Source organism: Mycobacterium gordonae (genome assembly GCF_001417955.2).
Classification (GTDB): Bacteria; Actinomycetota; Actinomycetes; order Mycobacteriales; family Mycobacteriaceae; genus Mycobacterium; species Mycobacterium gordonae_B.
In genome coordinates this window covers 105,491-120,397 of the sequence record NZ_LKTM01000339.1, presented here as the reverse complement: position 1 = coordinate 120,397, position 14,907 = coordinate 105,491, and the positions used below count along the sequence as shown (strand labels likewise).

The window sequence follows — 14,907 nt, the reverse complement described above, 5'->3', positions numbered from 1 at the left end:
GCCGCTCGGCCCGGCAAAGCACGCCTGGTGCTTGCCGAAACCATTAGCCTTATGCCTGGCACGCCACCGCGTACTCGTGTCCGGCGCAGGTCATGGTCGGAGGCGCGAAGGCGCTTCGGATCGGATTGCTGTGCGAAAGGCGGGTGGGAAGTCGGCGATGGGTGACACGTCCGAAGGTTCGCGGGTGGGGACGCAGTTCGGGCCGTACCGCTTGCGGCGCCTGGTAGGGCGGGGCGGCATGGGTGACGTGTACGAGGCCGAGGACACCGTGCGCGAGCGTGTCGTCGCCCTGAAGCTGATGTCGCAGTCGCTGTCGCAGGACCCGGTCTTTCGCTCCCGGATGCAGCGGGAGGCCCGCACGGCCGGACGTTTGCAGGAACCGCATGTCGTGCCCATCCACGACTACGGCGAGATCGACGGTCAGCTCTACGTGGACATGCGCCTGATCGACGGCAAAGACCTGGCCGCCATCTTGAAGCGCTATGGACCCCTCACCCCGCCGCGCGCCGTGGCGGTCATCCGGCAGATCGGCGCCGCACTGGACGCGGCACACGCCGCCGGAGTGACGCATCGTGACGTCAAACCGGAGAACATCCTGGTCAGCGCGGACGACTTCGCGTACCTGGTCGACTTCGGCATCGCCAGCGCGGGTTCGGACGAGAAGCTCACCCAGATCGGCAGCACGGTGGGGACTCTCTACTACATGGCTCCGGAGCGCTTCGGCGAGGCCGAAGTGACCTACCGGGCCGACATCTACGCGTTGGCCTGTGTGCTGTATGAGTGCCTGGCCGGCACCCCGCCCTACCGGGGCGACCAGCTCAGCGTGATGGGCTCACACCTCAATCAGCCGGTTCCGCGGCCCAGCGTGGCGCGTCCGGGCATCCCGGCGGCCTTCGACCAGGTCATTGCCCGGGGTATGGCCAAGGATCCGGCGGACCGTTACCCCACCTGCGGAGACTTGTCGGCCGCGGCGTATGCGGCGCTGGCGACGCCCGACCAGGATCGGGCGGCGGACATCCTTGAACGCAGTCAGGTCGGGAAGCTGCCGCCACAGTTCGCCGGTCAGACACCCGGAAGTTTCCCGGCCACCGCGCCGCCCGCGATGACGCCGGGAACACCCTGGCCGGCGCCTCCGGCCCCGATGCCGGGAACGCAGCCCGCGGCCCAGGGTGGCCCCGCGCCGGGGCAGTGGGCTCCCACCCACGGCTGGGCAGCCACGCCCGCGGGCACCACCGGAGTACCCCCGTGGGGCCAACCCCAGCAGTCGCGGGGGACCGGCCTGCTGCGTAAGCCCTGGCTTTGGGCGGGTCTGGCGATCGCCGTGATCGTTGCGGTCGCGGGCGGGCTGATCATCGGTTTCTCCCACCCCAAGCATTCGGCCTCGCCATCGAAATCCTCCACGCCGCCGCCGGCCCCGGATGCCGTGCAACTCAATGTGCTCAATGACGGCGTGTTCATCGGCAGCTCCGCGGCCGTCGCGACGATCGACGTCTTCAACGAACCGATCTGCCCGCCGTGCGGTGCGTTCATCAGGTCCTACGCCAGCGACATCGACACCGCGGTCAACAACAAGAAACTCGCGGTGCGCTACCACCTGCTCAACTTCCTCGACGAGCAGTCACACACCAAGAATTACTCGACCCGCGCCGTCGCGGCATCGTATTGTGTTGCGGCGCAAAATGATCCGAAGGTATACACCGGCTTCTACTCCGCTCTGTTCGGAAGCGACTTCCAGCCACAGGAGAGCGCTCCCGCCGACCGTACCGACGCGGAACTGGCGCACCTCGCCCAGACCGTCGGGGCTAACAGCACCGCGACCAACTGCATCAAGTCGGGCGCCGACCTCGGGACCGCCCAGACCAAGGCCAACAACGCCAGCGCGTCGCTGGCCGGGTTCAACGCCAACGGCACACCGTTCGTGTGGGACGGCAGCAGCGGCGTGGACCTGCAGAATCCCAACTGGCTGACGAAACTGATCGGATGATCCGATGACGGAACGCATTGAAACCGAACGCACCATCGCGGCTCCCGCCGCGCAGATCTTCGCGCTGCTCTGTGAGCCGCGTGGGCATGTCGCGATCGACTCGTCGGGGATGCTGCAGGACGCCGAAGGTGACCCGGTGAGGGCTGTCGGCGACACGTTCGTGGTCCACATGGACCGCGAGTCGTTGAACGACTTCCCGCAACTGGGGAAGTACGACGTCACGGTCGAGATCACCGAGTTCGAGCAGGACCGGCTGATCGCCTGGACCATCCTGGGCCAGATCCGCCCCCAGATCGGCCATGTCTACGGCTATCGTCTGGACCCGACCGACGACGGCGCGGGCACCGTGGTCACCTCGTTCTACGACTGGTCGAACATCGACCAGCAGTGGCGCGACGCGGGAATCTTTCCGGTCATCTCCGAAGGCGCGCTGCGAGCGACGCTGGGCATCCTGGACCGGACGGTACGGGGGCGCGCCGGACCCGGTTGACGGGTGCCGTCGGAGGTGTTCGGTAGGGTCCTCCGCGTGACGCCGACAGCCACCATCAAATCCGTAAATGCCCGTCTCGCTGAGGAACTGGCGGTAGAGCTGCCCCAGGTGACCGCTGCGGTCAAGCTGCTCGACGAGGGCGCCACCGTGCCGTTCATCGCCCGTTACCGCAAAGAGGCCACCGGAAGCCTTGACGACGGGCAGCTCCGTCTGCTCGAGGAGCGGCTGCGGTACCTGCGGGAGCTGGACGAACGCCGGGCCGCCGTGCTCGCGTCGATCGCCGAACAGGGCAAGCTGACCGACGAGTTGAAGGCCGCGCTGCTCTCGGCGGACACCAAGGCCCGGGTCGAAGACATCTATCTGCCGTACAAGCCCAAGCGCCGCACCAAGGCACAGGCCGCGCGGGAAGCGGGCCTCGAGCCGCTGGCCGACCGGCTGGTCGGCGACCCCGCACAGCTCCCCGAAGCGGCCGCCGCCGAGTTCGTCGGTGAGGAGTTCCCGGATGTCGCTGATGCCGCGGCGGCGCTGGAGGGTGCACGGCACATCCTGATCGAACGCGCCGCTGAGGATGCCGAACTGGTCGGCGCGATCCGTGAGACGTTCTGGGGGCGGGCCGCGCTGCGCACTACGCCGTGGTCCGAGGAAGCGGCGAAAAGTCCTGAAGCGCAGAAGTTCCGCGATTACTTCGACTTCTCCGAGTCGCTCGAGAGTATGCCGTCCCACCGGGTGTTGGCCGTGCTGCGCGGCGAGAAGGAGAAGGCGCTGGCGTTCAGCTTCGACGGCGGGCCCGACGATGTCTACGAGGCCATGATCGCGCGCACCCTCGATGTCGACCTGTCTGTCAAGGCCCCGGCCCAGCGATGGCTGGCCACCACCGTCAACCTCGCCTGGCGGGCCAGGCTGATGTTCTCCGCGACGGTCGACGCGCGCATGCGGTTGCGGCAGCGGGCGGAAGAGGACGCGGTGGCGGTATTCGCCAGAAACCTCAAGGACCTGCTGCTGGCGGCACCGGCGGGGGCCCGCACCACGTTGGGCCTCGATCCCGGTTTCCGGACCGGCGTGAAGGTGGCCGTGGTCGACGGCACCGGCAAGGTGCTCGACACCTGCGCCATCTACCCGCACCAACCCCAGCGGCAATGGGATGCCGCCAAGGCGGCTCTCGCCGCGCTGGTCGCCCGGCACGGCGTCGAGCTGATCGCGGTGGGAAACGGTACGGCCTCGCGTGAGACCGATGCGCTGGCAAGCGAATTGATCGCCGATATCCGGGCAGCCGGGGGCGCCTCGATCCGGGTCCCGGCGAAAGCAATGGTGAGCGAGGCGGGCGCATCGGTGTATTCCGCCTCGGCCTACGCCGCGCACGAACTGCCCGACCTCGACGTGACCCTGCGCGGCGCGGTGTCGATCGCCCGGCGCCTGCAGGACCCGCTCGCGGAACTGGTGAAGATCGAGCCGAAATCCATCGGCGTCGGCCAGTACCAACACGATGTGACACCCGGGATCCTGGCCCGCAGTCTGAACGCGGTGGTCGAGGACGCGGTGAACGCCGTCGGCGTGGATCTCAATACCGCCTCGGTGCCGCTGCTGGCGCGAGTCTCCGGCATCTCCGAATCGCTGGCGGAGGCCATAGTCGCGCACCGGGACCACACCGGCCCATTCGCGAACCGGCGCGCGCTGCTGGACGTTCCCCGCCTCGGGCCCAAGGCATTCGAACAGTGCGCGGGCTTCCTGCGAATCCGTGGCGGTGACGATCCGCTCGATGCCTCGGGTGTGCACCCGGAGGCCTACCCGGTGGTGCGGCGGATCCTGGACCGCTCGGGCGTCACCTTGGCGGAGATCATCGGCGACGAACGTGCGTTGCGCAAGCTTCGCCCCGCCGACTTCGCGGACGACAGGTTCGGTATTCCCACGGTGACCGACATTCTGGCCGAACTGGAAAAGCCGGGCCGCGACCCGCGCCCGGCCTTCACCTCCGCGACGTTCGCGACCGGCGTCGAGAAGGTCGCCGACCTCAAGCCGGGCATGGTGCTGGAAGGCGTGGTCACCAATGTGGCGGCTTTCGGCGCCTTCGTCGATGTCGGCGTGCATCAGGACGGTCTGGTGCACATCTCCGCGATGGCCGACCGCTACGTGTCGGATCCGCATGAGGTGGTCCGCTCCGGTCAGGTGGTGCGGGTGAAGGTGATGGAGGTCGACGTTGAACGTCAGCGCATCGGGCTGAGCCTGCGCCTGGGCGATCAGCCGCAGCGCGACAAGCGGCCGGATCGAACGGCAGCGTCCCGTCCCGGGGGCAAAGGCTCACCGCAGCAACGAAATTCGCAGCACTCCGGGAATTCCCGGCGCAGGGCGCCCGAGCCGTCGGGCAATTCGATGGCGCAGGCCCTGCGGGACGCGGGCTTCGGGCGGTGAACTCCGACGCGTAGTACTACTCATCCGGTGGTCCGGCCGGCTGGGCATGCTGGACGAATGCCCCTCGCTACTTCCCTGCCTGATCCTGCTGTGCTCGCATCCGACCGCAAGCGCGACCGTGCCGTCGACGTCGCGCGCCTGACCGCCCTGGTCGTGGTGATGTTCGGGCACTGCGCGCTGTTGCTGGCCACCATCGATTCCGGTGGCGTGCGGATCGGCAACCTGCTCGGAGCCATCCCGGCGATCGCGCCCGTGACCTGGGTGGTTCAGGTGATGCCGTTGTTCTTCCTGGCCGGTGGCGCCGCGGGCGCCTACGGCTGGCATTCCGGCTCAGCCTGGGGTTCGTGGTTGTTCACCCGGGCGCAGCGCCTGTGCCGGCCGGTGTTCTGGTACCTGGCGGCGTGGACGGTGGCGCTGGTGGTGGTGCGGATCACGGTCGGGGACGAATCCGCCGACGGGCTCGGACGCGAGTGCGTGGCGCTGCTGTGGTTTCTCGGCGTCTACCTGGTGGTACTTGCTTTCGTCCCGGCGTTGACCCGGTTGCGGTCGGGACGGGCCGCAGTGCTGACCGTGGTGGGTCTGCTCGTGGCCGCGTACGTGATCGACAGGATCCGTTTCGCGGTGGGAACACCCGAGTCCGGTGTCGCCAATTTCCTGGTCGTCTGGTTGATTCCGGTGGTGATCGGGGTTGCCTACGCCCGCGGGCTGACCAGCGTTCGGGCGGCGGTGGCCGCCGCGGTTTCGGCGCTCACTGCGCAGGTCGCGCTCGCTCTCGCCGGCACGTACGAGATTTCGCTGGTGGTGACCGGCGCGGAGAAGGTGTCGAACGTGTCGCCGCCGACGCTGTTGCTGGCGCTGCACTGCACCTGGATGTCGTGTGCGTTCGTGGCCGCCGCGGCGCCGATCCGACGGTGGGCGCAGCGTCCCAGGGTCTGGCGCGCTGTCGCGGTGGGCAACGGGGGAGCCATGACGTTGTACCTGTGGCACATTCCGGCGATCGCGATCGCCGCCGTCGGTCTCAATGCCGTGGGACTGGACGCCTATGACGTGCACGCCCCGGGGTTCTGGGCGCTGCTCGCTCTGCGGGCGGCGGTTTTCGCCGCCGTCATGACAGTGATGTTCCGGCTGCTCTCACCCTTGGAGCACCGGCGCCTGCCCTGGTGGGACCAGCCGGTCCGGAGCGCGGGGATCGGCACCACGGTCGCCGGGGGGTTGATCTGCGTTGCCGGGGTTGCCCTGGTGCTGATGGCCAAGAACGGTCTGGCCGGTGCTGACGGTTGGGTGGCGCTGGGCGGCTTCCTGGCAGCGGCGGCGGTTGCGCGGGGGGTCAGTCGCGAGCCATCTGCGAGGCCGGCGCCGCCCAGTCGGTCGACACCGTCCGCTGTTTGATCAGCCACGTGCCCTCGGCGGGAACCAGCACGTCGCGGTAGCGCCCGAAATGGTCGAGCCCGAGGTGGGTGACCACCGTGAAGTACGACGAGACGTGTGCTTGCTCCGCGGTGAGGTCGGCGAACCGCACGTTGGCCAGGATGTGCCGGACGACGGTTTTGCCGCCTGCACCGGCGGTGGTGGCTACATCGGCCGTCACACCGCGCAGAAAACCGGCGATCTGCGTTCTGCCGCGTAGCGACCGCGAGCCGCGTATCTCCAGCAGGCCGTCGACGCAGAACGTCGCGGCGAGGTCGTCGACCCGGCCGGCGTCACCCGACCAGTTGTACCGTGCCAGCGTGTCGCGAATCTGTTCGCGCGCAACGAGTTCCCAAATCTCCACGGTTGTGGCGGCTCACCCGAAGGGCCGGTTCTCGCGGATGCCGCGATACATTCCCCAGCGCACGATCAACGGCATCACCACATGCTCGACCGACCACAGCGGGAAGCGGAATGCATGCCCGGTCGGGAAGAACACCTCCAACCCGTCGCTCTGAACACCCACCAGCGAACCCCAGCGCCGCCCCGGCGCCTTGAAGGAACGCAACGGGCGGTCGGCGAACAGGGCGCGAATGTTCCGTGCTACCAACCCATCTCCGCGGTTACGCGCGGAGCTGCGCAGGGGATCGGTCGCCGCCACGTCACCGACCGCAAAGACGTCGGGGTGGCCGGGGACCTGGAGTTGTCGCGTCACCCGCACGAACCCGCCCTCGTCGAGCAGTTCCGGGGGCAGCCAGTCGGTGTTGGGGCGCACCCGGCCGATCGCCCACAGCACGGCGTCGCCCACCGCCGGTGTCTGGCCGGTGCTCCACCGCACCGGTTCGCTGGTGATCTCGTCGCCGGTGAAGTCGTCGGTGATCACGGCCCGATGCCCGGGATGCAGGCCCACGCCGAGTTCGGCGAGCCGACCGGCGACGCGTTTCCAGATCCGCGGATGGTACTCACCCAGCGGCCGCTCCGCGGGAAAGTACAGGTCGATCTGTTTGTCCGGCCAGGTGGTGGCGATGTTGACGGCGCTGCTGACCGCCGCCGCGCCACCGCCGATGACGATCACCGATCTGGCCGTTGCGATCTGCTCATGTGCCGCGTAGAGGCCGGCACCTATCTCGGCCGCGGAGCGCAAGGACGGCTCACGCCAAAAACCGTTGCTGACGCCAGTGGAGATGACCAGGGCGTCGTACGGCTCGGCGATCGGCGTGCCATCCTCACGGCGGCCGAACACTTTCCGCCCGTCGAGGTCGACTCCGGTCAGCTCGGCCTGCACCGTCCGGACCCGGTCCAACTTGCGGAACCTGTCGAACGGAATCCAGTAATCTCTTGCCCAATCGTCGGGGCGGGCGAGCCGGACGCCGAGTTCCTGGCCACTGACCAACCCGGGTTTGGCCGAGATCCCAATCACTTCGAAGTGTGGCGCGAGGTGAATCGCGGTCAGCACGCCGACGTCGCCCAGACCCGCGATCACGACCCGCTTGCGGCTCATGCCGCCACTTTCCGCGGCGGTCGCGGCACGAAGCGCGACACCCGATCGATGACGTGCTGGTATTCGGGGCGACGGGCCAGGCTGCGTGTCTCCATCATCGGAATACTGGCGCCGAGGAACATGGCCAGCATCGCCGCCGCTCCGACGAACAACCACCACCAATCCGACGGTGCAGCCGCCACTCCGAACAGCGCGAGGGAGAACCAGAAGCCGAACTCGCCGAAGTAGTTCGGATGCCGCGACCAGCTCCACAGCCCGCGGTCCATGGCCGCACCGGCGCGGGCCTCGCGGACAAACCGGTGCATCTGCACATCGGCCACGAGTTCAAGGGTGACCGCGGCCAACCCGATCACGAAAGCGAGGAGCGTGAGCCAGCGGATACCGGCGCCGGGGCGCGTCACGCAGACGTAGACCGGCAGCATGCCCGCGAACACCTGCAGCGTGGGGATGAGGTGGATGGCGACCAGGTCGACGACGAATTCCCAGCGCCCCGCGCGCTCCTTGAACATCGGGTAGCGCCAGTCCTCGTGGTGCAGGCCGGGAAATCCGTAGACCCAGTTCGCGGTCAAGCGCACCGCCCACACCATGATCACCACGACCACCAGCCAGCAACGCAGTTGGTCGACTCCGGCCCCGGCCTGGCTCCACCAGTACAACACCAGCAGCGGTGGTATGACGCTCCAATACGCGTCGTAGAAACTGGAATTGCGGTAGCGGCGGCTGAAGGCGAAGACCACCAGGGTGGCCAGCACGTCGGCGATGAAAGTGTCCAGCCACAGACGTCCGGTTCGCGGGCCCCAGGCCAGCCAGCCGGCAGCCGCACCGATCGCGATCACATACGCGAGGGTGACGAGCGTCAGCGATCTCGCTTTGCCCACCGGCTTCGTCATGACACTGAGTTCATCTCTGCCACTGCGCTTTTCGGCAAACATGCGTCATCCGGGTCTCCTTCAGCGCATGGCCCGGTTGGCCCGGGCGCCCGGCCACGGTAGGCAAAACTGTAACACGTTCTACCAACGCGACCGAGGGCCTCCGTCAGGGGGTGGGGGACTCGTGGGTGACGGCTCGGTAGCCCCGGGCGCCCGCCCGGTCGACCGCGGCTTTGACCACACCGAATATCAGCCCCTGCAGGCCGGCGCCGATCAGGGCGGAGCGGGTGGAGTTGCTCAGATCCTTCGGGTCGGGCGGCGCCTGGTCGTCGTCGCTGAACCGTTTCCAGACCTGACTGAAAACGGCGCCGGCCAGCAGGCCGCCGGTGACACTGGTGGCCATCGACAGCGGAAGGTACAGGGCTTTGGACTTTGCGCTCATCACTGTCCTTTGGTCGTGCGGTTTGTTCTTACCGGTGTTCCCCATCCGGCCGCTGTCCAAAGCCTCGACCCGAAGCGGGCGCCTAGGCTTTGTCGACTTTGCCGGCGACCTGGGTGGCCAGCTTGACCCCGGCGTCGCCCGGGTCCTTCGGCCCACATCCGCTGACGTCGATCACGACGTTGTTGCGTACGGTCAGGGCCCGCTGACAGGCTCCGCCGACCGGGGTTCCGTTGTCCGTCGTGCTCACCGAGATGGTGGTGGTCAGCACGCCGTTGGACGAATTGACCTGTCCCACTTTCCAGGTGATCTCAGCACCGCCGGGGTCGGCGGGCACGACGAGCGTGCGGTCCGCGCAGGCCGGCCAAGCTTTGGTTGACGCCTCGAAGAAAGCCTTCGCCTCGGTCGCCGACGGGAACACCACCAGGTACTGCACGGCCTCGGGGTCCATGTCCTTCGATCCCGGGGTGGCCGGTGACGCGCTGTCATCGCGACCGAGCGCCGCGGTGAATCCACTGCCTGCGTACACCGGATTCTCGCCCGGACCGTAGGCGTACAGGCACTCGGCGGGCCATTTCCAGCCCTGCGGGTACTGCTTGTTGCCGTCGTCCGCCAGCTTGTCGGACTTGTCTTTGATCGCCATACCCATGGTGCCCAAGGTGGCGTCGATTTCGCCGGGGCTAAGCAGGAGATTCGCCACGGCGGCCGGCGCCACCGGAGGTTTGGACGAAACCGAGCTGGTTGCCGAACTCGAGGATGACGACGTGCCGTTGTCGTTGTCCCCGCCGCACGCGGCGACCAACAACCCGGTGGCGGCGACGGAGGCCGCTGCGATGAGGGAGCGCATAACCTGTCCTTCTTGCTTGTCGTTGATATGCAAGCAATCCGCGACTCCCCGGCGCGCCTGCCGCAGCTGGCGGCCTGAGCATACTGCCGGTTCGCGCCGGGGGGAACAGGTTGGCGAGCGAACGCCCGTTACTCTTCGCGCTGGGTCTGCTCCAGCAACACCACCGCGCGCCCCTCGACCGTGATTTTGCCCTGTGGAGGCAGCGCGTCCGCGTTCTCCACCTGTCCGGTGCCGGCGGCGGTGTCCAGCACCGGCTTCCAGCCGGGCCCGAATTCGTCTGGTGGAAGTACGAATTCGATCGGCTCGTGGTGAGCGTTGAAGCACAGCACGAACGAGTCATCGGTGATGCGCTGTCCCCGGGAATCCGTGCCCGGGATGCCCAGACCGTTCAAAAAGACCGCTACCGACTTGCCGAAGCCGGAATCCCAGTCCTCGTCGCTCATCTCCGAACCGTCGGGCCGGAACCACGAGATGTCGGGTAGGCCCTCCGAACCCCGGATGCGGACCGGGGCCCCGGTGAAGAAGCGGCGCCGACGGAAGACGGGGTGGGCGGCCCGGATGGTCGCCACCGCCCGGGTGAACTCGATGAGGTCGCTGTCGGCGTTGTCCCAGTTGATCCAGGTGAGCTCGCTGTCCTGGCAGAAACCGTTGTTGTTGCCGTTCTGAGTCCGGCCCAGTTCATCGCCATGGCAGATCATCGGAACCCCCTGCGACAGAATGGTTGTCGCCAGGAAGTTGCGCTGCTGCCGGGCGCGCAGCGCATTGATCTCCGGGTCGTCCGTGGGGCCCTCGGCGCCGCAGTTCCAGGATCGGTTGTGCGATTCGCCGTCGTTGTTGTCTTCGCCGTTGGCTTCGTTGTGCTTCTCGTTGTAGGACACCAGGTCCCGCAATGTGAATCCGTCATGGGCGGTGACGAAGTTGATGGACGCCACCGGCCGGCGCGCGGTGTGCTCGTAGAGGTCCGCGGATCCGCTGATGCGTGAGGCGAATTCGCTGAGGATGGCGTCCTCGCCGCGCCAGAAGTCGCGGATGGAGTCGCGGAATTTCCCGTTCCACTCGGTCCACTGCGGGGGGAAATTGCCCACCTGGTAGCCACCGGGCCCGACGTCCCACGGTTCGGCGATCAGCTTCACCTGGCTGACGATCGGATCCTGTTGCACCAGTTCGAAAAACGCCGAGAGCCGATCGACGTCGTAGAACTCGCGCGCCAGGGTGGATGCGAGGTCGAAGCGGAATCCGTCGACGTGCATCTCGGTGACCCAGTACCGCAGCGAATCCATGATCAGCTGCAGGGTGTGCGGGTGGCCGACGTTGAGGCTGTTGCCGGTGCCGGTGTAGTCCATGTAGTACTGCTTGTCGTCGTCGACCAACCGGTAGTAGGCGGCGTTGTCGATGCCGCGCATCGACAGCGTCGGGCCCATGTGGTTTCCCTCGGCGGTGTGGTTGTAGACGACGTCGAGGATCACCTCGATGTTGGCCTCGTGCAGCGCGCGCACCATGGCCTTGAACTCCTGGACCTGACCACCGGGGGTGTTGCTGGCGGTGTACTTGAAATCGGGTGCGAAGAACCCGATTGTGTTGTAACCCCAGTAGTTCGACAACCCCTTGTCGATCAGCGTCGAGTCGTTGGCGAAGTGGTGCACCGGCATCAGCTCGATCGCCGTCACGCCCAGGGTGGTCAAGTGCTCGATGATCGCCGGGTGCGCGATAGCCGAATAGGTGCCGCGGATCCGCTCGGGGATCGCGGGATGGGTCTGGGTGAGGCCTTTGACGTGCGCCTCGTAGATGACGCTGTCGGCGTATTCGTGGCCGGGCGGGCGGTCCACACCCCAGTCGAAGTAGGGGTTGATGACCACCGACTTGGGCATGTTGGCCGCGGAGTCCTCGTCATTGCGGCTGTCCGGGTCGCCGAAGTTGTAGCTGAACAACGACTGGTCCCACTGAAACGAGCCGTCGATCGCCTTCGAGTACGGGTCCACCAGCAACTTGTTCGGGTTGCACCGGTGGCCGTTTGCGGGATCGTAGGGTCCGTACACCCGGAAGCCGTAACGCTGACCGGGCTGGACGCTGGGCAGGAACGCATGCCAGACGAATCCGTCCACTTCCGGCAGCGCGATCCTGGTTTCCGTGCCGTCGTCGTCGAACAGGCACAGCTCGACCCGCTCGGCCACCTCGCTGAACACGGCGAAGTTCGTGCCGGACCCGTCATAGCTCGATCCCAGCGGATAAGCCTTGCCCGGCCACACCTCCGGCCGGTCCTCGGGGTGGCCCGATCCGGCCGCGACCCCCGGCGTCGCGCTCTGCTCCGCGCTGACATTAACCACCGTGCCTCCTGACGTTGACGGATTGACCGAACTGGAACACCGGCGGTCGGCCTCTGTATATCCGTTGCCGGGCCGGGCTAAGCATGAGATCGCTCTCAGTCTGGGCAGTGTGCGGCGATGGGCCGAAAGAGGCTCCGTGAAAGTTGGTTTCGCAGTTCGGGGAAGGGTTGCGACACGGTCACGGACACATACCTATTGACTGCTCAGCGGTCACAACAACCTCATTGCTCACTATCGTCACATCAACCCATGCGGACGTCAATTCGCGTCCGGCCAATGGAAAGGTGTGAAATGTCGGCGATTCCTCGCTTCGTTTCGGTATCGCTGGCAGCGACGGCCGCTGTCGGACTTATCCTTCCGATCGGCCTGGTGCCCGGCGTCGCGCCGCAGGCGCATGCGTTGCCCTGTAGCGCGCCCGAAGCGAACGTCCCACCGCCGGCGAACGCGGTGGTGACCAATCCCGGCGGCAAGGTACTGGGCCCCATGAACAAGCGCCCCCGGGGCGCCAACGACCGCGCGCCGCTGCCGCGGCTGGGTCCATTGCAGCGCACGCAACAACCGGGACAGCGCTACTCCGCGCCGATGCAACAGCAGGCTCTGGTCCCGGGCGCCAATCCCGCACCCCCGGTTCCCGCTCCACCCGCCGCGGGGCAGCAGCCCGCGGCGGGCCAGTTGGCGCCCGCTCCGGAAGGGGCCGTCCCGCCGCCCAACCCGGCTCCGGCGCCGGCGCCGCCGGCCGGGGCGCCGGAAGCCGACGGCGCCCTCGGCGGCTCCAACACCTCGCTGGTCGAATGGGTCACCGGCCCGGACGGCCCGAACAAGACCCTGGAACGGTTCGGCATCTCCGGAACCGACCTCGGAATCCTCTGGGACAACGGCGATCCCGCCAACCACCAGGTACTCATGGCCTTCGGTGACACGTTCGGCTACTGCGCCGTCAAGGGTGACCAGTGGCGCTACAACGTGTTGTTCCGCAGCAACGACCAAGACCTGTCGCACGGCCTGCACGTGGCCGCCGGCGACCCCAGCAACAGATACGCCGGTTCGCCCACCCAGCAGCCGGGCTTCTCCCGCCAGGTCATCAACAGCATCAAGTACGCCAGGGAAGAAACCGGGATCATCCCGACCGCCGCCATCTCGGTCGGCAAGACCCAGTACATCAACTTCATGTCCATCAAGGACTGGGGCCGCGACGGCGAATGGTGGACGAACTACTCCGGCGTCGCGATGTCCACAGACAATGGCCAGACCTGGTCGGTGTACCCGGGCACGATCCGCGCCAACGGTCCCGACGCGGCGCGGGTTCCGTACGTCGAGGGCAACGAAAACTTCCAGATGGGGGCCTATCTGAAGGGAAGCGACGGCTACCTGTACTCGTTCGGAACCCCGAACGGGCGGGGCGGCGCCGCCCACCTGTCTCGTGTGCAGCCGCGGTTCATCCCGGACCTCACCAAATACGAGTATTGGAACGGCGATTCGAACTCCTGGGTGCCGAACAAGCCGTCGGCGGCGACTCCGGTCATCCCGGGCCCGGTCGCGGAGATGTCGGCCCAGTACAACACCTATCTCAAGCAGTACCTGGTGATGTACACCAACGGCGCCAACGACGTGGTCGCCAGGACCGCGCCCACCCCGCAGGGCCCGTACGGCCCGGAGCACCTGCTGGTGTCGAATTTCCAGATGCCGGGCGGCGTCTACGCGCCGATGATGCACCCGTGGACGACGGGCAAGGACGTGTACTTCAACCTGTCGCTGTGGTCGGCATACGACGTGATGCTGATGCACACTTCTCTGGGCTAGAGCACTCGATCAGGGGTCGACAGGGCGGTTGGTCCAGTCTCGGCCGGCGCGCCGGGAGGACCGGAACCATCCGCCCGCTGCGCCGGTCCCGCCGTCGGTCGGGATGGTGTGGCCGGTGACGAAGGACGAGAGGTCCGAGGCGAGGAACAGGATGACCCGGGCCTGGTCCTCCGGCAGACCCATCCGCCCGACCGGCACCCATTGCGGCCACTGGCTCTGCTCGTCGGGGGAGAGCCACTGCGAGTAGGGCACCTGCAGGGATTCGGTGACGTCGGGACCGATCGCGTTGACCCGCACACCGTCCCGTCCCACCTGCACCGCCAGGCTGCGGGTGAACGCGATGACGGCCGCCTTGAACGCGGCATAGACCGGGTCCTCCGGGTAGCCGCGCAGGCCCTCCACGGAGGAGACGTTGACGATCGCGCCGGCCTGCCGGTCGACCATCATCGGCAGAAAAGCCCGGGTGACCAGAAAGACGTGGTGCAGGTTCACCCGGTAGAGCTCGTCCCACAACTCGGGCCCGGTGCCGGCGAAGTTGCCGGGATGCCGCACCCAGTGCCCGACGTTGTTCACCAGCACGTCGATCCCGCCGTACCCGTCACGCACTGTCGCCGCCAGCGCCGCGACCTGATCGGGCTCCCGCACGTCGGTCACCACCGCCAGAGCCGGGTCACCGATCTGGGCCGCCGTCCGCTGCGCACGCTCACCGTCGATATCGGCGATGATCACCCGAGCGCCGTGCTCGGCGAACAGCCGCGACGTCGCCGCGCCGATGCCGCCTGCCCCACCGGTGACCACCGCGACACGACCGGTCAACAATCCACTTCCGTGCGCCATGGT

The 14,907-nt window shown here is 67.4% G+C and carries 12 protein-coding genes; 5 read left to right on the top strand and 7 right to left on the bottom strand.

The window, feature by feature from the left end:
• Positions 1–157 precede the first annotated feature (157 nt).
• From AO501_RS23945 to AO501_RS23930, 4 genes are read left to right on the top strand one after another with little or no spacing between them, the layout of a single operon-like run.
• Positions 158–1,984, top strand: a complete 1,827-nt coding sequence (locus AO501_RS23945) for a serine/threonine protein kinase PknE (RefSeq protein WP_055580058.1) — start codon at positions 158–160, stop codon at positions 1,982–1,984.
• 4 nt (positions 1,985–1,988) lie between these two features.
• On the top strand, positions 1,989–2,474 hold the full coding sequence (locus AO501_RS23940; RefSeq protein ID WP_055580057.1) for an SRPBCC family protein: 486 nt from the start codon (positions 1,989–1,991) through the stop codon (positions 2,472–2,474).
• Between the two features lie 54 nt (positions 2,475–2,528).
• Positions 2,529–4,880 carry a Tex family protein gene (locus tag AO501_RS23935; RefSeq protein WP_371935010.1) on the top strand — a complete coding sequence of 784 codons (2,352 nt, stop codon included), beginning with the start codon at positions 2,529–2,531 and terminating at the stop codon, positions 4,878–4,880.
• Positions 4,881–4,937: 57 nt separating this feature from the next.
• Entirely contained in the window at positions 4,938–6,269 is a 1,332-nt protein-coding gene (locus tag AO501_RS23930; protein WP_055580055.1) for an acyltransferase family protein, read from the top strand.
• On the opposite strand, the gene AO501_RS23925 is transcribed toward AO501_RS23930, so the two are convergent.
• The 6 genes from AO501_RS23925 to glgX form a co-directional block, all read right to left on the bottom strand.
• On the bottom strand, positions 6,208–6,651 hold the full coding sequence (locus tag AO501_RS23925; RefSeq protein ID WP_055580054.1) for a nuclear transport factor 2 family protein: 444 nt from the start codon (positions 6,649–6,651) through the stop codon (positions 6,208–6,210). The two genes, AO501_RS23930 and AO501_RS23925, sit on opposite strands and share 62 nt — an antisense overlap.
• 12 nt (positions 6,652–6,663) lie before the next feature.
• Positions 6,664–7,788 (bottom strand): NAD(P)/FAD-dependent oxidoreductase, encoded by a 1,125-nt coding sequence (locus tag AO501_RS23920; protein ID WP_055580053.1) that lies wholly within the window; start codon positions 7,786–7,788, stop codon positions 6,664–6,666.
• Positions 7,785–8,678 (bottom strand): DUF1295 domain-containing protein, encoded by an 894-nt coding sequence (locus AO501_RS23915; protein WP_082658814.1) that lies wholly within the window; start codon positions 8,676–8,678, stop codon positions 7,785–7,787. Before AO501_RS23915 ends, AO501_RS23920 begins: the two co-directional genes overlap by 4 nt.
• 145 nt (positions 8,679–8,823) lie before the next feature.
• Positions 8,824–9,099 (bottom strand): DUF4235 domain-containing protein, encoded by a 276-nt coding sequence (locus AO501_RS23910; RefSeq protein ID WP_055580124.1) that lies wholly within the window; start codon positions 9,097–9,099, stop codon positions 8,824–8,826.
• 82 nt (positions 9,100–9,181) lie between these two features.
• Entirely contained in the window at positions 9,182–9,943 is a 762-nt protein-coding gene (locus tag AO501_RS23905; protein ID WP_055580052.1) for a sensor domain-containing protein, read from the bottom strand.
• Positions 9,944–10,071: 128 nt separating this feature from the next.
• Positions 10,072–12,189, bottom strand: coding sequence for a glycogen debranching protein GlgX (glgX, locus tag AO501_RS23900; protein ID WP_055580123.1), 2,118 nt, complete (start codon positions 12,187–12,189; stop codon positions 10,072–10,074).
• A gap of 369 nt (positions 12,190–12,558) precedes the next feature.
• On the opposite strand from glgX, the gene AO501_RS23895 reads away from it, so the two are divergent.
• Positions 12,559–14,067, top strand: a complete 1,509-nt coding sequence (locus AO501_RS23895) for a DUF4185 domain-containing protein (protein ID WP_055580051.1) — start codon at positions 12,559–12,561, stop codon at positions 14,065–14,067.
• Positions 14,068–14,076: 9 nt separating this feature from the next.
• On the opposite strand, the gene AO501_RS23890 is transcribed toward AO501_RS23895, so the two are convergent.
• Positions 14,077–14,904, bottom strand: coding sequence for an SDR family NAD(P)-dependent oxidoreductase (locus tag AO501_RS23890; RefSeq protein ID WP_055580050.1), 828 nt, complete (start codon positions 14,902–14,904; stop codon positions 14,077–14,079).
• Between the last annotated feature and the right edge of the window lie 3 nt (positions 14,905–14,907).